This is a genomic window from Cupriavidus mimosae (assembly GCF_023952485.1).
GTDB lineage: Bacteria > Pseudomonadota > Gammaproteobacteria > Burkholderiales > Burkholderiaceae > Cupriavidus > Cupriavidus taiwanensis_C.
The window spans coordinates 20,012-36,842 of the sequence record NZ_JALHRY010000024.1; the positions used below are offsets into that span (position 1 = coordinate 20,012).

16 protein-coding genes are annotated in these 16,831 nt (G+C 69.2%); 8 read left to right on the forward strand and 8 right to left on the reverse strand.

Going from position 1 to position 16,831, the window contains the following annotated elements; all coding sequences use genetic code 11:
• Window positions 1-57 precede the first annotated feature (57 nt).
• The 4 genes from MKD50_RS28135 to sorA form a co-directional block, all read right to left on the reverse strand.
• Entirely contained in the window at window positions 58-543 is a 486-nt protein-coding gene (locus MKD50_RS28135) for an SRPBCC family protein (RefSeq protein WP_252669668.1), read from the reverse strand.
• Complete coding sequence (locus MKD50_RS28140; RefSeq protein ID WP_115700014.1) at window positions 533-919, reverse strand: ArsR/SmtB family transcription factor; 387 nt, start codon at window positions 917-919, stop codon at window positions 533-535. The genes MKD50_RS28135 and MKD50_RS28140 overlap by 11 nt, the downstream gene beginning before the upstream one ends.
• Before the next feature lie 99 nt (window positions 920-1,018).
• The gene (gene sorB / locus MKD50_RS28145) at window positions 1,019-1,675 is read right to left on the reverse strand and encodes a SorB family sulfite dehydrogenase c-type cytochrome subunit (RefSeq protein ID WP_252669670.1); all 657 of its coding nucleotides are present in this window, start codon (window positions 1,673-1,675) and stop codon (window positions 1,019-1,021) included.
• Between the two features lie 10 nt (window positions 1,676-1,685).
• A complete protein-coding gene (sorA, locus tag MKD50_RS28150) occupies window positions 1,686-2,948 on the reverse strand; it encodes a SorA family sulfite dehydrogenase catalytic subunit (RefSeq protein ID WP_115700016.1) in 1,263 nt (420 codons plus the stop codon).
• 304 nt (window positions 2,949-3,252) lie between these two features.
• Here sorA and MKD50_RS28155 point away from each other — a divergent pair, with 304 nt between their 5' ends.
• Genes MKD50_RS28155 through MKD50_RS28165 form a run of 3 tightly spaced genes read left to right on the forward strand, consistent with a single transcriptional unit; the run spans window position 3,253 to window position 6,786 of the window.
• Window positions 3,253-4,608: a uracil-xanthine permease family protein gene (locus MKD50_RS28155; RefSeq protein ID WP_252669672.1), complete on the forward strand. Its 1,356-nt coding sequence runs from the start codon at window positions 3,253-3,255 to the stop codon at window positions 4,606-4,608.
• 19 nt (window positions 4,609-4,627) lie between these two features.
• Window positions 4,628-6,076 carry an amidohydrolase family protein gene (locus MKD50_RS28160; RefSeq protein ID WP_252669674.1) on the forward strand — a complete coding sequence of 483 codons (1,449 nt, stop codon included), beginning with the start codon at window positions 4,628-4,630 and terminating at the stop codon, window positions 6,074-6,076.
• 2 nt (window positions 6,077-6,078) lie between these two features.
• Entirely contained in the window at window positions 6,079-6,786 is a 708-nt protein-coding gene (locus tag MKD50_RS28165; protein WP_115700019.1) for a sulfite exporter TauE/SafE family protein, read from the forward strand.
• A gap of 469 nt (window positions 6,787-7,255) precedes the next feature.
• Here the strand turns inward: MKD50_RS28165 and MKD50_RS28170 are convergent, their stop codons facing one another.
• Entirely contained in the window at window positions 7,256-8,293 is a 1,038-nt protein-coding gene (locus MKD50_RS28170; protein ID WP_240072106.1) for a LacI family DNA-binding transcriptional regulator, read from the reverse strand.
• A gap of 56 nt (window positions 8,294-8,349) precedes the next feature.
• The gene (locus MKD50_RS28175) at window positions 8,350-9,285 is read right to left on the reverse strand and encodes a LysR family transcriptional regulator (protein ID WP_115702449.1); all 936 of its coding nucleotides are present in this window, start codon (window positions 9,283-9,285) and stop codon (window positions 8,350-8,352) included.
• 144 nt (window positions 9,286-9,429) lie between these two features.
• On the opposite strand from MKD50_RS28175, the gene MKD50_RS28180 reads away from it, so the two are divergent.
• From MKD50_RS28180 to MKD50_RS28195, 4 genes are read left to right on the forward strand one after another with little or no spacing between them, the layout of a single operon-like run.
• Window positions 9,430-9,636 (forward strand): DUF3311 domain-containing protein, encoded by a 207-nt coding sequence (locus tag MKD50_RS28180; protein ID WP_062802732.1) that lies wholly within the window; start codon window positions 9,430-9,432, stop codon window positions 9,634-9,636.
• A 15-nt stretch (window positions 9,637-9,651) separates the two neighbouring features.
• On the forward strand, window positions 9,652-11,034 hold the full coding sequence (locus MKD50_RS28185) for a sodium:solute symporter family protein (RefSeq protein ID WP_252669676.1): 1,383 nt from the start codon (window positions 9,652-9,654) through the stop codon (window positions 11,032-11,034).
• Between the two features lie 21 nt (window positions 11,035-11,055).
• On the forward strand, window positions 11,056-12,711 hold the full coding sequence (locus tag MKD50_RS28190) for an amidohydrolase (protein WP_252669678.1): 1,656 nt from the start codon (window positions 11,056-11,058) through the stop codon (window positions 12,709-12,711).
• Window positions 12,708-13,661 carry a CobW family GTP-binding protein gene (locus tag MKD50_RS28195; RefSeq protein ID WP_252669680.1) on the forward strand — a complete coding sequence of 318 codons (954 nt, stop codon included), beginning with the start codon at window positions 12,708-12,710 and terminating at the stop codon, window positions 13,659-13,661. Before MKD50_RS28190 ends, MKD50_RS28195 begins: the two co-directional genes overlap by 4 nt.
• A gap of 24 nt (window positions 13,662-13,685) precedes the next feature.
• Here the strand turns inward: MKD50_RS28195 and MKD50_RS28200 are convergent, their stop codons facing one another.
• Together MKD50_RS28200 and MKD50_RS28205 are read right to left on the reverse strand one after the other, a co-directional pair.
• Window positions 13,686-14,591, reverse strand: coding sequence for a YihY/virulence factor BrkB family protein (locus MKD50_RS28200; protein ID WP_115700025.1), 906 nt, complete (start codon window positions 14,589-14,591; stop codon window positions 13,686-13,688).
• Window positions 14,592-14,633: 42 nt separating this feature from the next.
• Window positions 14,634-15,572: a LysR family transcriptional regulator gene (locus tag MKD50_RS28205; protein ID WP_115700026.1), complete on the reverse strand. Its 939-nt coding sequence runs from the start codon at window positions 15,570-15,572 to the stop codon at window positions 14,634-14,636.
• A gap of 157 nt (window positions 15,573-15,729) precedes the next feature.
• On the opposite strand from MKD50_RS28205, the gene gtdA reads away from it, so the two are divergent.
• Entirely contained in the window at window positions 15,730-16,776 is a 1,047-nt protein-coding gene (gene gtdA / locus MKD50_RS28210) for a gentisate 1,2-dioxygenase (RefSeq protein ID WP_115700027.1), read from the forward strand.
• Window positions 16,777-16,831 lie beyond the last annotated feature (55 nt).

Below are 16,831 nucleotides of genomic sequence, written 5' to 3' on the forward strand. Positions count from 1 at the left end.
CCGCAAGCGGGAGAGAGGAGAAAACCCGCAGCGTGCAAGCGGCCCGAGCAATGCCGGTTACTTCAACTGCTGCGCAAATTCCTCAAGCTGCGTAATGCAGATTCCCCAGCCCTCATAAAACCCCATCTCCTCATGCTGCTTGCGCGTAGCCTCGTCCGGATGCATCACGCGCGCGATGTAGCGGGTGCCGTCGCCCTCGTCGGCCATGGTGATGACCGCGGTCATCGACAGCCACGGCGTGCCGGGCCGGTACCCCGCGACCAGCGCCGAGGTGGAGACGATCTTCTCCATCGGCACGATCTCGAGAAAGCAGCCGGGGTTGTCGCTGGTGCCGCCATCGGGGCCCTGCATGAAGGTATGGAAGGCGCCGCCGGGACGCATGTCGAAGGCGCGGACCTCGGTGGTCCAGGGCCTGGGGCACCACCATTGCTTGAGCAGCTGCGGATCGCTCCAGGCGCGCCAGACCTTGGCGCGCGGGGCCTTGAGCAGGCGCGAGATGACCAGGTCGTGGCTTTCCGGGCCGGCGGCGTTTTCATTCGTCATGGGACTGTTCCTCTTGATGAAGGGCTTCGACAAAAGCCGCCAGGCGGTCGGTACGGGCCTCCCACAGGGCGCGCTGGTCGGCCAGCCATTGCTGCGCGTCGGACAGCGGTTGCGGCACCAGCTCGCAGGTGCGCACGCGCCCCGTCTTGCGCGAGCGGATCAGGCCGCTGCGCTCCAGCACCTGCAGGTGCTTCATGAACGAGGGCAGTGCCATCGCGAACGGCGCCGCCAGCGCCGAAACCGTTTCGGGCCCGCGCCCGAGGGTGCTGACGATGGCGCGGCGGGTCGGGTCCGCCAGCGCGTAGAACACGCCGGACAGCGGGGCAGGATCGACAGCCTGGGACACGTCTGCAAACTCGGCATAATGGTTAGCCATGCGGCTAAGTATAAGAGGCCAGCCGGAACATGCAAGACCGAAATGCAAGGCGCCCCGGACCAGCCGGGGCGCCTTGCAGTCAGGGCAGTGCGGTCGAGCCTATTGCTGGCGGACGTAGGCCGCCAGGGCCTTCACTTCCTCGGGCTTCAGGCCGGCGAACGGCGGCATCGGCACCGCGCCCCACTTGCCGCTGCTGCCGCCGCGGATGCTGGCTTCCAGCCTGGCTTGCGCCTGCGGGTCGCCCTTGTAGCGGACCGCAACCTCGTGATAGGCGGGGCCGACGATCTTCTGCGTCACGCCGTGGCAGCTCAGGCAGGCGTTCTTCGCCAGCAGGCCCTGCACGTCCACTGTCGTTGCAGTGGACGCCGGCGCTGCTTCCGGGGCCGCCGGCTTGCCGGCCTTGTGGGCGATCGCCACGATCTCCGGATCCTTGATTTTCGCCGAGCCGTAGGCCACCGCCAGGTAGGCAGCGAGTTGCTCGACCTCGGCGTCGTCGATCGGCGCGCCGTAGGCCTGCTGCATCTTCTTCATCTCGGCGGTCCACTGCGCCAGCGTCAGCCCGGGCGGCTGGTACGAGACGTAGTCGGCCGAATGGCAGATCGCGCATTTCTGCGTGGCGATGCCGTAGCCGGGGAGTTTTGCCGGCTTGAGCTTGACGTTCTCCGCCGGCAGCTTGATCTCCTGCGGCGCGGCGCCGGCATGGCCGGCACCGAGCAGGGCGAGCGCCAGCAGCGCGGGGGCGATGGTTGCTTTCATGGCGCGTTCCTCAGGCGATGGTGACCGGCGTGGCTTCGATGACATTGCGGCGATAGCCGGCGGGGTTCCAGTTGGCTTTTGCCGGCTGAGTCTCGCCGTTGTTGCTGGTGGCGCGCACCATCAGCACCGCCGGGCCCTTGCGCGCGAACTTCACCGGCAAGTGCCAGGCGCGGAAGGAGAACCGGCCCAGGTCTTCGCCAAGCCTGGCGGCCTGCCAGTTCTGGCCGCCGTCGACGGACACCTCGACCGTGCGGATGCCCGAGCCGCCGTCGAAGGCAATGCCCTTCAGTTCGACGGCGCGGCCGGCCGGCAACCTGCCGCCGCTCTCGACACTGGTGATAAAGCTGCGCACGGCCAGCGTCGAGATCGGCCGCGTCTTGGCCGCCGGCGTCCCGGGAGCCACGCACTGGCAATCGTTGTCCGGCACGCGGTAGCCCTTGGTCATGAAGAACGCATCATGGCCCTCGAACGGGTGGTCGAGCACCTCGATCTCGTGCAGATGCTTGATCCAGTAGGTGCCGAAGTAGCCCGGCACCACCAGCTTGAGCGGGTAGCCGTTGAGCAGCGGCAGGTCTTCGCCATTCATGCCCCACGCCAGCAGCGGCTCGCCGTTCATGGCGTGAGCGATATCGAGCGACTTGCGGAAGTCCGGCGTGCTCGGCAGCACCGGCGTGTCCATGCCGTTGAAGGTCACCACCCTGGCGCCGGCCTTGACGCCCGCATGCTCCAGCACCTTGCGCAGCGGCACGCCGGTCCAGCGTGCATTGCCCATCGCGCCGTTGGCCAGCTGCGCGCCGAACACGCGCGGCTCGGAGAAGCCGCGGCTGTTGCCCGAACACTGGTTCACCGCGACCACGTGCACCGGCTCCGCCAGCCGCTTCAGTTCATCGAGCGACAGCTGCAGCGGCTTGCCGACGTGGCCGCCAACGCTGAGGCGGTAGGTGGCCAGGTCCACCGACAGTGGCAGGTTGGCCAGGTGGTAGCGCACGAAAAAGGCGTCGTTGGCGGTGATCGGCCCCTCGTTGAAGGCGGAGAAGGGCGTCTCCAGGTGCGGCGGCCGGGTGCTCACGCGAACCAGCGGGCGCTTGCCCGGATAGCGCACCAGCGGGCGCGGGCCGTCGGCCAGTGTGACGCCGTCGGTCGCGCGTGCGGCCAGCGCGCCGAGCGGCGATGCGCCCAGCGCCAGCAGGCCGGCGCCCTGCACCAAACGGCGCCGCCTGGATAGCGGCCGGTCGTGGTCGGCAGATTGCGCCGGACGGTTCTTGTCTCGCATGGGGCGTCTCCTTCGGGGGCGTGTTGTGGCGCGCAAGGCGCTGTGGCGGGTACTTTGACGCCGCCGCAACAACTTGTGAAACGGGTTTTGCTGCTATTCGTTATCGATTTATTCGATATAGGGGAAGACCACGGCTTACCTCGTCGACAAAACCGCTTGCATCGTAAATTGGGTTTCCCTACACTTACCAAAACGTTTTTGTTAGCGGAAATCGATAATATTTGCGGCCAATTGCGCACAGACGCAGCCGGTGGGCCCCGCGCCCGCGGCACAACGCCCGACACACCAAACGAGGAGCAAAGCAATGTCCCACCCCGCCCCCGCGCCGGTGGATGAACGGCTGCCATGGCGGCGCCTGTTTGTCTTCGGCCTTCAGCACGTACTGGTCATGGCCGCGTCGCCGATCGCGTCGGTATTCCTGATGAGCAAGGCGCTCAACTTCCCGCCCGCGCTGGCAGTGCAGCTGCTCAGTGCCACTTTCGTCATCTGCGGCCTGGGCACGCTGCTGCAGTCGCTGGGCCAGCGCGGCATCGGCGCGCGCCTGCCATTCGTGATGCTGCCCGGCGGCGCGCCGATTGTGCTGTTCATCCTGATCGCGCAGCAGACCGACGTGCAGACCGCAGCCGGCGCGGTGATCCTGACCGGCGTCTTCTACTTTCTGGTGCTGCCGGTGTTCCGGCGCTGCCTGCGCTACTTCCCGCCGGTGGTGGTGGGCACCATGCTGCTGCTGGTGGCGATCAACCTGGCGCAGGTCTCGGGCAAGCTGGTCGCCGGCCATCCGGCCGCGGGCAGCGCCGTGGATCCGCTCAACCTGCTGCTGGCCTTTGCCACCATCGCCTGCACCGTGGCGGCGTCGCGCTGGCTGAGCGGCATGCTGGCGCAGCTGGCGATCCTGCTCGGGCTGCTGGGCGGTGCGCTGGTGGCTGGGCTGGCCGGCGCGTTCCACTTCGGCCAGGTGTCGTTGTCGCCGGTGCTGGCGTTGCCGACGCCGTTCCCGTTCGGCTGGCCCACCTTCGACGTGGTGGCCGCGATCCCGCTGATGGTGTTCGCCGTGATCTCGATGGTCGAGGCCACCGGCCAGACCCTGGCGATCAGCGATGCCGTGGGCCGGCCGGTGGAACAGCAGCGCGACGTGCCGCGCACCATCCGCGCCGACGCGCTGACCTCGCTGCTGGGCGGGATGTTCGGCACCTCGCTGATCATCACCAGCGGCGAGAACATCGGCATCGTGCGGGCCACCGGCGTGCGCTCGCACTTTGTCACGGCGATGTCGGGCGCGATCCTGGTCGCGTTCGGGCTGCTGGTGCCGGTGTCGGCGCTGATCAGCGCGATTCCCGAGGCCGTGGTCGGCGGCACCGGGCTGGTGGTGTTCTGCATCGTCGGCACCATGGGCATCGACATGCTGCGCAAGGTAGACCTGCGCGACCACGCCAACATGTACGTGGTGGCGGTGGCACTGGCCGTGGGCCTGCTGCCGATCCTGGTGCCTGGCATCTATGGCGGCCTGCCGGCCAACCTGCGCATCCTGGTGGGCAATGGCGTGGCGATGGGCGCCATCACCGCGGCGCTGCTCAACTTCCTGTTTTTCCATACGGGTCTGCGGACCGCGACGGCTGGCACGGGCGCGATCGCGCGCGACGATGCCGCCGCGACGCATTGACCCCGCTTCCTGCATTGCAATGACTGAACCTTATGCCTCGACGCCGGCCTGGCCCGGCGACCTCAACCCGGCGCTGGCGCCGGAAAACTTCCAGCGCCCGCGCATCCTGTTGCCCGAGTGGACCCTGCTGCGCCAGGGCGCGGTGCGCGGCCACGCGGTGGTGGTGGAGGGCGGCCGCTTCACCGCGGTCGGCCCCGCCGAAGACGTCGCCGCGCGCTTTCCGCACCTGGAGACCTTGCCGCTGCCGCGCACGCTGCTGATGCCGGGCATGATCGACACCCATCACCATCTGACGCAGTCGTTCGGCAAGTCGCTGGTGTTCGGCGAGCCGTCGGAGATCTTCCGGCGCGTGTGGGTGCCGCTGGAGGGCAGCCTGAAGGCGGAGCACCTGTACCTGTCGTCCAAGCTGGCGGCGCTGGAAGCGCTGCGTGGCGGCTTTACCACCGTGGTCGACGCCGGCACGCGCAGCGACGCCGGGCTCGACGCGGTCGCGCGCGCGGTCACCGATGCCGGCGTGCGCTGCGTGCTGGGCCTGATCTGCAACGACAAGCCCGGCGCCGAAACGCTCGACGCCGCGCCCATCCTGCGCCGCGCCGCCGCGCACCTGGACCGCTACGCCGGCGATGCGCTGGTGGCGCCGTCGCTGGCGATCTCGATCCCCGAGGTGGCCTCGGACGCGATGCTGCATCACGTCTACCAGCTGTGCGCCGAGTCCGGCCGCATCTTCCAGACCCATGCCAACGAGCATCTGGTGGCGGTGGAGCGCTCGCTCAACGCGTGCGGGCGCCGGCCGATCGAGCACCTCGCGGCGATCGGCGCGCTCGGCCCGGCGGCCTTGCTCGCGCACGCCACGCTGGTGACGCCGCAGGAGATCCGGCTACTGGCCGACAGCGGCGCCGCCGTGGCCTACAACCCCGTCGCCAGCGCCTGGAAGGGCAACGCGGTGGCGCCCGCCGAGACCATGGCCACCTTCGGCGTGCGCCTCGGCCTGGGCACCGACGGCACCCGCAGCGACGGCTTCCGCCTGCTGGACTATGCCGAGGCCGCGCAGCGCTTTGCCTTCGGCATCGGCGTGGGCGACTCGTCCTGCGGCGCGGGCTGGCGCTGGGTCGACATGGCCACGCACGACGCGGCCGATGTGGCCGGGCTGGGCGCGCTCACCGGCGAGATCGCCGCCGGCAAGCGCGCCGACTTCCTGCTGGTCGACCTGGACGTGCCGGAACTGACGCCGTCGTGGGACCTGACGTGGGAGCTGGTGCGCCTGGCCAACCGCGACCAGATCCGCGCGGTCTTCGTCGACGGCAACCTGCGCCTGTGGCAGGGCTGGCCCACCGACTGGGACGCGCGCGCGCTGATGCGCGACATCCATGCCATGGCCGGGCACACCGTTGCCGGCGCGCCGATCCGCAAGCTGCATGACGCCGCCGACGTGCATCGCGCGCGCCATGCCGGCACGGAGGCGGCATGAGCATGGACCTGACCCTGTTCAGCGTCGGCGTGGCGGTCTTTACCGGCGCGCTGATCCAGGGCGCCACAGGCATGGGCTTCGCGCTGATCGTGGTGCCGGTGCTGGCGCTGGCCGCGCCGGCGATGCTGCCGGGCGCGCTGCTGCTGGCGATGCTGCCGCTCAACGCTTACGTGGCCTGGCGCGAGCGCCACGCCATCGATATGCGCGGGGCCGGCTGGATCAGCGCCGGACGCGTGGCCGGCACCTTCGGCGGCCTGTGGGTGCTGGTGGCGATGCCGATGGCGTGGCTCAACGCGCTGGTCGGCGGCAGCACCATTGCCGCGGCGGTGGTGTCGTTGCTGGCGCCGGCGTTCACGCCGGGGCGGCTGACCTTTGCCTCCACCGGCCTGATCACCGGCGTGACCGAGACCGCCACCGGCGTCGGCGGCCCGCCGCTGGCGCTGGCCTACCAGCACGCGCCGGTGGCGACGCTGCGCGCCACCGTGGCGCTGTGCTTCCTGGTGGGCGAGGTGATTTCGCTGGTGGTGCTGGCGCTGGGCGGCCGGCTCGGCATGGAGCAGGTGTTCTATGCCGCGGGGCTGCTGCCGGTGCTGGGCGTGGGGATGGTGGCCAGCCATCTGGTGCATCGGCGGATTAATCAAAGGATGTTGAGGGTGGGGGTGTTGGGATTTGCGTTGGTGTCGGGGGTGGTGGTGTTGGTTAGGGGGTGAGGGTTAAGGGGGGTGTTGAGTGAGGTGTCGTGCTTGGCGGGCGTGGCAAGAAACGCGTCGCCTATGCAAGAAACGCGTCGCCTATGCGGCTGGCAATCAATTCCGCGGCGTTGGCGGTTCAGGCGGTGGTGATTTCCGTTTGTCGTGGGTGCCCGTTCGAACCTGCTAACGCTACGTGAGTCAGGGACGGTGCCTACGATCACCCACTATTGAACGATCCCAGCAGGGTGTAGGCAGCCTGCTGCTGGCGCTATTGGTGGGACGCCTTCGGCTGCGCTGCGCGCACTCCCAATCTCAGGTCTGCTGCTCGGGCACCGAGTGCATCGCTGCGCTCGCATGGCGTTGTCGCGTGCGAGCCCAAGGGTCTTTCTCTCTCGCTTGTTTGCGCCCCTCTCCCGCTTGCGGGAGAGGGGCGGGGGAGAGGGCCGGCGCATCTACGAAGTCCGGCACATCGCTTCCCGAAAGTCCGTCAAGCCCCCGGCATCGACGACGCTCTGACCACCAGTTCGGGCTTGGGTCCGGTGATGACCGTGCGGCCGCGCTCGCCCGACAGGTGCGCGAACAGCAGTTCCACCGCCAGCGACGCCACCCGCTCCAGGTGCAGGTTGACCGCGGTCAGCGGCGGCTGCGCGCTGCGCGCGCGGATGCCGTCGTAGCGCGTCACCACCAGCACGTCGTCGGGCACGCGCCTGCCCAGCCCTTGCAGGTGCGTCATGGCGCCGACCGCGAAGGCATCCACCGGCGCGCACAGCGCATCCAGGCCAGGCATCTGCGCCAGCAGTTGCGCGCAGGCCTCGGCGCCGGCGGCTTCGCCATGTTCCTCGGCCGCCTTGACGACATGGCAGGGCAGCCCCAGCGCCTGCGTGAACTCGCGGTAGGCGCGTTCCGTTTCCACATACGATTGCCGCGGCGCCGCGCCGATCATCAGGCCGATCTGGCGCCGCCCATGGCCGTGCAGATGTTCCAGCAGCAGGCGCGCGGTCGCGGCCGACTGCAGGTCCACGCAGGGCACCGGGGTCTCGGTCAGCGGCTCGCGCCCGATCGAGACGATGCTGACGCCGCGCTCGCGCAGCCGCGCGATATGCGGGTCGCCGGCAATCGGCTCGATCACGATGGCACCGTCGATATCGAGCGTATCGAGCAGCCCGCCGGCGCCTTCGAGCGGCGGCACCAGCACCACGCCCAGCCCGCGCCCCATCGCCGCTTCGGCGGCGATCGCCGCCACCTCCATCATGAAGCCCAGCCGCGAGGTGCCGCCCGCCACCGCGAACGGCATCGACGACAGCAGCGCGATGCAGTTGGCGCGCCCCGACTGCAGCCGCTGCGCGCGCACACTGGGCCGGTAGCCCAGCTCCGCGGCCACGCGCTTGACGCGGGCGCGCGTGGCCGGGTCCAGCACGCCGCGGTCGTTCAGCGCATGCGACACCGTGGTCAGCGAGACCCCGGCGGCGCGGGCGACGTCGTGGATGGTGATGCGGCGGGGGCGGTCGGGCGTGGCTTCGGTCATGCGGGGCAAGGGCGATGGCGGGCAATGGATCAGGGGGAGCATACCGCAGCCGCTGCTCAGCGGCGCCGGTTGCCGCCGCCGGCTTCGGACGACAGCGCCTTCCAGTGCTCGCGCGTGAACCGGTACAGCACCTCCAGCGCCGGCGACAGCGAGCGCGCCGCCATGCGCGCCATGCCGTAGCGCCCGCAGCGGCGCGCATCGGGCGGCATCGGCACTTCGGCCATCTGGCCGGCGGCGCGCTCCTGCCGCGTGATCGAGAGCACGCCGAACAGCAGCGTATCGCTCGCCAGCGTCACGCTGCGCAGCATGTCGAGGTTGTCGCAATGCAGGGTGAAGAGCCGCTCCGGCGCGGCGTCGGGCCCCCACAATTCCGCCAGCTGCCGGCTGACCACGGTGCTGAGCGTGGTGGTGGCGACGGGGTAGGCGCGGATGGTGTCGATATCGATGCGGCGCTTGCGCAGGATCGGGTGCCCGGCGCGGCATACCAGCCCCGCGGGCAGTTCGCCGAGCGGCTCCACCTCGACGTCGTCGGCCGCGCGCAGTACGTAGGCGTCGCCGACGATGGCGTCGATGGTCTCGTTGCGCAGGGCCTCGAGCAATGCGCTGGTGGCGCCGGTCTCGGTGCGGACCTTGATGCGCGGGTGGGCCTGCGCCATGTGGATCAGGAACGGCGTCAGCAACAACGCCGCCGGCGCCGGCGCCACGCCGATCGCGAGCGAGCCTTCCTCGCCGCCGCGCAGCAGCTCCAGGTCGCGCCGCAGCTGGCGCTCTTCCAGCCGCATGCGGCGCGCGCGCTCGGCCACCAGCTCGCCAAACACGGTCAGCGTGGCGCGGCGCGCGCCGCGGTCGAACAGCGGCGCCTTCAGCTCGTCTTCGAGCGCGCGGATGCTGCGGCTCAGCGCCGGCTGGGTCAGGTGCACGGCGCGGGCCGCTTCGGAAAAGGTGCCGTGCTCGACCACCGCGAGCAGATGCAGAAGTTTCTGGGTGTCCATGCGGAAAACCATGCGCATTGGTTATGGGAGCGGTTCAACATTTGCATTTGAATCATACCTTGGCGCTTCCTATGATGAGCGGAACAAAAAAGCGGCGCCCGCACGGGAGACCGCAACAACGTCCATCGGACATCGGAGACAGACATGCTCAAGCTGTTGATCGGCCTAGGCCTGCCGTATATCGGCGTGATCGGGATGCTGCCGTGGGTGGCATCGGTGGAGCGCTTCGTGCTCGGCGTGCCCTTTATCTACGCCTGGATCTTTGCGTGGTTCGTGCTGACCTCGGGCTGCATGCTGGCGTGCTGGCTGCTGTTCGACCGCCACGGCGCCGACGCGGCGCCCGAAGCCTGACGCGGGGAGCCGGCCATGACCACAGCGGTATTCCTGGGCTTCATCGTGTTCTCGCTCTATCTCGCCATCCGCTCCGGCAAGGGCCACGGCGCGCAGAGCATGCATGACTTCTTCGTCGCGTCGCGGCAGTTCGGCGCGTTCCTGGTGTTCTTCCTGGCCGCCGGCGAGATCTACAGCATCGGCACCATGGTGGGCTTTCCCGGCGGCATCTATGCCAAGGGGCCGACCTATGGCGTGTGGTTCCTCGGCTATATCCTGCTGGCCTATCCGCTCGGCTACTTCCTGGGCCCGAAGATCTGGCAGGCCGGCGCGCGCTACAACGCGATCACGCTGCCTGACCTGTTCAAGGGCCACTATGGCAACCGCGCGCTGGAGCTGATCGTGGCCGGCTCGTCGATCCTGTTCCTGCTGCCGTGGGGCCAGTTGCAGTTCACCGGGCTGGTGGCGGCGCTCAAGGGCCTGGGCTGGGACTTCGACCCGATGTATCTGGTGATGATTTCCGCGGCGCTGGCGTTCACCTACATCGCCATTTCCGGCGTGCGCGCCTCGGCCTATATCGCCATCCTCAAGGACATCCTGATGGTGGTGGCAATCGTCGCCACCGGGGTTGCGGTGGGCTGGAAGGCCGGTGTCGGCGACGTGTTCCACGCCGCCAGCCTGCAGGTCAGCAACCAGATGAGCGAGACCCAGCTGCGCTTCTCGATGAGCACCATGCTGTTCCAGGCGCTGGGCTTCTACGTGATGCCGTTCGCGGTGCAGAATTTCTTCACGGCCAAGAGCGCCAACACCATTCGGCGCACGCAGGTGGCGATGCCGCTGTACATGTTGATGTACCCGTTCCTGGTGCTGGCTTCGTACTACGCCATCAGCCAGAACCTGCAGCTGGCGTCGCCCAACGAGGCGTTCTTCGCCGCGGCGGTGCGGCTGCTGCCGGGCTGGCTGCTGGGCCTGGTCGCGGCGGGCGCGGCGCTGTCGGGCCTGCTGGTGCTGGCCGGCATCTGCCTGGCGATCGGCCCCATCGTCACGCGCAACCTGCTGCCGGGCCTGCCCGAGCCGCGCCAGAAGCAGGGCGCCAAGGTGGTGATCGTGATCTACCTGGTGCTGTCCATCGCCATGACGCTGGCCACGCCCAACCTGATGCTGACGCTGATCAACACCACCTACTACGGCGTGACGCAGTTCTTCCCCGGCGTGATGGTGATCCTGTTCTCGCTCAAGGTGCGGCCGCTGGCGATTGCGCTGGGCATCGTCACCGGACAGTTGCTGGCGATCGCGCTGTACGTGCAGCAGGCCGACTTCGGCGGCTTCAACCTCGGCCTGATCAGCCTGGGCGTGAATCTGCTGGTGACCGCGCTGGTGCAATACGCCCCCCGCCTGGACCGCGTGCAGGCGGCCTGAAGACCTGAACCTGTTCTATCGATGACACCATACGACACCGTGCGCACGCAGATATTTGTCGCGCGCAAGATCCTGACGATGGAGACGGACCGGCCCGAAGCAACCCATGTCGCGGTGCGCGCCGGCAAGATCCTTGCCGTCGGCGGCAGCGCCGAGATGGCCGCCTGGCCCGATGCGGCGCAGGTCGACACCTTCCGCGACAAGGTGCTGATGCCGGGCCTGGTCGAGGGCCACTGCCACCTGATGGAGGGCGCGATGTGGGACGCGGTCTACGTCGGCTACTTCGACCGCCGCGATCCGGAAGGCCGGCTGTGGCGGGGCCTGCGTACGCTGGAACAGGTGATCGATCGCCTCGCCAGCGCGTCCAGCCAGATGCGCGACGCCGATGCGCCGCTGCTGGCGTGGGGCTTCGACCCGATCTATTTCGGCGCCAGCCGGCTGTCGGTGCGCGAGCTGGACCGCGTGTCGGCGACACGCCCGATCGTGGTGATGCATGCCAGCGTGCATCTGATGAACGTGAATTCGGCGATGCTGGCGCAGGCCGGCATCGACGCGGACACCGATATCGACGGCGTGCACAAGGACCCGCAGGGCCAGCCCACCGGCGAGCTGCAGGAGTTCGCGGCGATGTTCCCGGTCCAGCGCGTGCTGGGCAGCGGCTTGTCGCTGGCCGCGGCCGAGAACGCCGGGGCGGTGCGCCGCTTCGGCCGCGTGGCGCAACTGGCGGGGGTGACCACGGCCACTGACCTGGTCAACGACCTGTCGCCGCGGGGGCTGGAGACGCTGCGCGCGGTCACGGCTGAAGCGGATTTCCCGCTGCGCATCGTCCCGGCGTTCGCGCCGCAACGCAATGCGCAGGGCGGGCGGGCCCGCGTGCAGGCCGCCGCGGCCGCGGGCACCGACAAGCTGCACTTCGGCCCGGTCAAGTTCATCGTCGACGGCTCGATCCAGGGCTTTACCGCGCGCCTGCGCGCGCCGGGCTATGCCGGCGGCCAGCCCAACGGCCTGTGGCTGATCCCGCCGCAGCAGTTGCCCGACGCCTTCACGCCGTTCCACCTGGCCGGCCTGCCGCTGCATATCCACACCAATGGCGACGAGGCCACCGAAGTGGTGCTGGACGTGCTCGAAGCCATGCTGTCACGCCACCCGCGCGCGGACCATCGCCATACGCTGCAGCATTGCCAGCTGGCCGACGCCACGCAACTGGCGCGCGCGGCGCGGCTGGGCCTGTGCATCAACTTCTTCTCCAACCACCTGTACTACTGGGGCGATGCGCACGTCGAGCAGACCGTGGGGCCGGCGCGGGCGGCGCGCATGAACCCGGCCGGCACGGCGCGGCGGCTGGGGATCCCGTTCGCGATCCATTCCGATGCGCCGATCACGCCGCTGAACCCGCTGTTCACGGCATGGTGCGCGATGCAGCGGCAGACCGCTTCCGGTCGCGTGCTGGGCGAAGCCGAACGGCTGACGCTGGCCGACGCGCTCTACGCCATCACCATGGGCGCGGCCCATACGCTGAAGCTGGAGCACCGCATCGGCAGCATCGCGCCCGGCAAGCTGGCCGACTTTGCCGTGCTGGAGGACGACCCCACTGCCATGGCGCCCGCACGCCTGAAGGATGTCCGGGTCTGGGGCACGGTGCTGGGCGGGCGGGTATTCCCGGCGCCGCCACGATGAACGCGCGCGCGCCGATTCCGCTGGTGGTGGTGGGCGGCTACCTTGGCGCCGGCAAGACCACCTTGCTCAACCGCCTGCTCGCCAATGCGCACGGGTGCCGCATCGCGGTGCTGGTCAATGATTTCGGCGCGGTCAATATCGATGCCGCGCTGGTGCGCGCGCGCAGCGACGATGTGATCGAGCTGGAGAACGGCTGCATCTGCTGTTCGATCGGCGGCCGGCTGGCCGAGGCGCTGGTGGCCATCGCCGCGCGGGCGCGGCGGCCGGAGCTGCTGCTGATCGAGGCCAGCGGTGTCTCCGACCCGCAGCGCATCGCGCAGGTCGGGCTGCTGGACCCGGCGTTCCGGCTCAATGCGGTGCTGGTCGCGGTGGATGCGACCGGCGTGCACGACAGCCTGTGCGATCCGCTGGTCAGCGACATGGTGCGGCGGCAGGTCATGGGCGCGTCGGTGGTGGCGCTGACCAAGGCCGACCTGGCCGGGGCCGAAGCCGTAGCGCGCGCCGCGGCCACGGCAGCCGGCCTGGCGCCGCACGCGACCGTGCTGACGGCGTGCTCGGGCGAACTGCCGCTGTCGGTGTTTCTCGATGCAGGCGCGCTGCCCGCATCCCGCAGCGCGGCGCGGCTGGACGGATCGGGCTGGCAGCGCGGCGCCGCGGATGGCGGACATGCCGGCATCCGCAGCGTTGCCTTCCAGACCCCGCGCCGCTTCGACAAGGCGCGCCTGCGGCAGGCGCTGGCCAGCTTGCCGGTGCGCCTGCTGCGGGCCAAGGGGCTGGTCTGGCTCGACGCCGAGGCCCGGCTGCATGAGGTACACCTTGTCGGCGGCAGGATGCGGCTGCGGCCGGCGCAGAGCGCCGGCTTCCAGGACTCGGCGCTGGTCTTCATCGGTGCCTTCGACGCACAAGCGGAGGCGCGCCTGCGCGCCTGCATGGAAGCGGCGCTGGCCTGAGCCCGTACGGCCGCGTCCTTGGCCTCAGGTATGAAATTCCTCCGTCCTGCCCGCGCGCCCCGGCAGCTTGTGCCAGGCGCCGCGCTCGAATTCCGCGATCACCTGCGCACCGAGCAGCAGCAGGGTCGCGGCGATTTCCAGGCTGAGCAGCACCACGATCGCCGTGGTCAGCGAGCCATAGACGCGGCCAACCTGCGACAGCGTGGTGAAGTACCACACCAGCACGTGACGCGAGATCTCCCACAGCACCGCGGCGATCACCGCGCCGGTAAGCGCGTGGCGCAGCGATAGCCGGCCGACCGGCATCACCAGGTAGATCGAGGTCAGCATCAGGACCTCGCCGATAAAGCCGAGCAGGTAGAGCAGGCCGGTGGAAAGGCGGTCCAGCGACCAGTCGTGGCCCAGCACTTCGACGTGCCGTTCGCCGATCGCCAGCAGCGCGCCCGAGACCACGGTGACCAGCAGCAGGCCGATGCTGAGCACGGCGATATAGCAATAGGGCAGCAGCGCCGAGACCAAAAAATGGCGGCGCCGGATCGCCACGCGGTGCTCGAAGATGACCGACATGGCGTTCTCCAGCACGGTGAAGGCGAGCGAGCTGAAGAACAGCATGGTGCCCAGCAGCACCCAGCCGATGGTGCCGCGGTTGCGCAGGAAGCCGGCCAGCTCGCTGACCAGGGCGCGCGCCTGGCCGGGCACGATCCATTCGAGATAGCGCGCCAGCGTCGACAGCAGCAACGCGGGCTCGATCACGTGCGACAGCGCGATCACCATCAGGATCAGCAGCGGCACGATCGACAGCAGCGCGTAATAGGCCACCGCGCCGGCCAGCAGCAGGCCCTGGTTGGCGCGGAACTGCCGCAGCGTGTGCCAGGCAAAGCGCAGCGGATGGCGCAGCAGGTCGCTGACGCGGGTGTCGGTAAGGTGCATGTCAGGCACCGGAAGTGGCGGTTGACGACATTATGCGGCGCGCTAGGCGTGGGCGGCAGCGGGAGCCTGGGCCACGCCGGCCGCCAGCCGCAGGCATGCCAGCATCGCCGCCACCGCGGCACGGGATTCGCCATCCGCGCGCCAGTACATCGAGACCGAGCCGAACCCGGCCAGCCGCAGCGGCACGATGCGCAGCGCCCCCAGTTCTTCCAGCCGGCGCGCGGTACGGTGCGAGGCCAGCCCGATCATGTCGCTGTTGTTGAACAGGGTCAGGTTGAGCACGGTGGAATTGCTCTCCACGCAGTCCGCCGGCAGCGCGCGTCCGGCGCTGGCGAGCGCGCCTTCCAGCGCATTGCGGATCGGCGTGCCGCGCGGCCATACCACCCAGCGGTGGCGGTACAGGTCGTCCCACGCCACTTTGCCGCCCTGCAGCAGCGGGTGCCGGGGCCGCGCGACGAAGTGGATCGGCTCCATGTAGAGCGATTCGGTGCGCATCTGCGCATCCTGCAGCTCTGGCGCCGAGCGGCCCACCACGATATCGAGCTCGCTGCGCGCGAGCTGGGTCATGAGCCGGTCCATGGTGGTTTCCAGCAGCCGCACGCTGGCGCGCGGCATGCGCTGCATCAGCTGCAGCGCGGCCAGCGGCACGGTATCTGCGGCCGATGCCCCCGAGGTGCCCACCACCACGATGCCGCTGCCGCCGTCGCGCATGGCCTGCAGGTCGTCGCGGGCGGTATCGAGCTGGGCCTCGATCCGGCGCGCGTGCTCGATCAGCGACTCGCCGTAGGGCGTGGGCCGCAGGCCGCGCGCCTGGCGCTCGAACAGCGGCAGGCCGATATCGTCCTCGAGGTCCTTCAGCCACTTGGAAAGGCCGGGCTGGGTGGTGTTCAGCATGGCGGCGGACTGGCTCATATTGCCGGTCTCGGCCAGGCTCAGCAGCATCTGCAGGTTGCGCAGGCGCAGTCTCTGGGTCCAATCCATGGGGCGTGACCTATACGGTAAATCGTATCGATAAGATGAAAACTTCATTTCAGATCTTATAGGCCGGGGCGTATAACGACAACACAGACGGTGCGCAGCGATGCAGGCACCCATCCAAAGCGCTCCCGAACGCTTTGTACAAAGTTATGGAGACAGCATGTCCGAACACACCCCAGACCCGGCCCGCCAGGCCTACTACGAAGAAATCGGCCGCAGCCACATGACCCCGTTGTGGGAGTCGCTGCACGCCCTGGTGCCGCCGCAGCCGCGGCCGCAGATCGTTCCCGCCATCTGGAAGTACGCGCAGATCCGTCCGCTGGTGATGCAGGCCGGCGGCGTCATCAGCACCGAGGAAGCGGTGCGCCGCGTGCTGGTGCTGGAGAACCCCGGCATCCCCGGCAAGTCCAGCATCACCTCGACGCTGTACGCCGGCCTGCAGCTGATCCTGCCGGGCGAGATCGCGCCCAGCCACCGCCATACGCAGTCGGCGCTGCGCTTTATCGTCGAAGGCAAGGGCGCGTGGACCGCCGTCAACGGCGAGCGCGCCACCATGCATCCCGGCGATTTCATCATCACGCCGTCGTGGACCTGGCACGACCATGGCAACCCGTCGGTCGAGGAGGGCGGCGAGCCGGTGGTGTGGCTGGACGGTCTCGACATCCCCATGGTGCAGCAGTTCGACGCCGGCTTTGCCGAGAACTATCCCGAATCGCAGCAGCCCGTGACCCGCGCCGAGGGCGACAGCTTTGCCCGCTTCGGCCACAACATGGTGCCGGTGCGGCACCGCGTGACCGATCCCACTTCGCCGGTGTTCAGCTACCCATATGCCCGTTCGCGCGAGGCGCTGGACCAGCTCTACCGCAACGGCGAGCTCGATCCGTGGGACGGCGTCAAGCTGCGCTACGTCAACCCGGCCACCGGCGGCTGGCCGATGCCGACCATCGCCAGCTTCATGCAGTACCTGCCGGCGGGGTTCCAGGGCAAGACCTACCGCAGCACCGACGCCACCGTGTACAGCGTGGTGGAGGGGCGCGGCACGGTGCGCATCGGCGATGCGCAGTTCCAGTTCGAGCCGCGCGACGTATTCGTGGCGCCGTCGTGGGCGCCGGTGCAGCTGGGCGCGCTGGAAGATGCCGTGCTGTTCAGCTATTCCGACCGGCCGGTGCTGTCCGCGCTGAACCTGCTGCGCGAAGCGCGCACCTGAGCCCGCAACCCCGACCAAGCCGCTGCCCGGCGGTGCCATCCGGTACTGCCGGGCC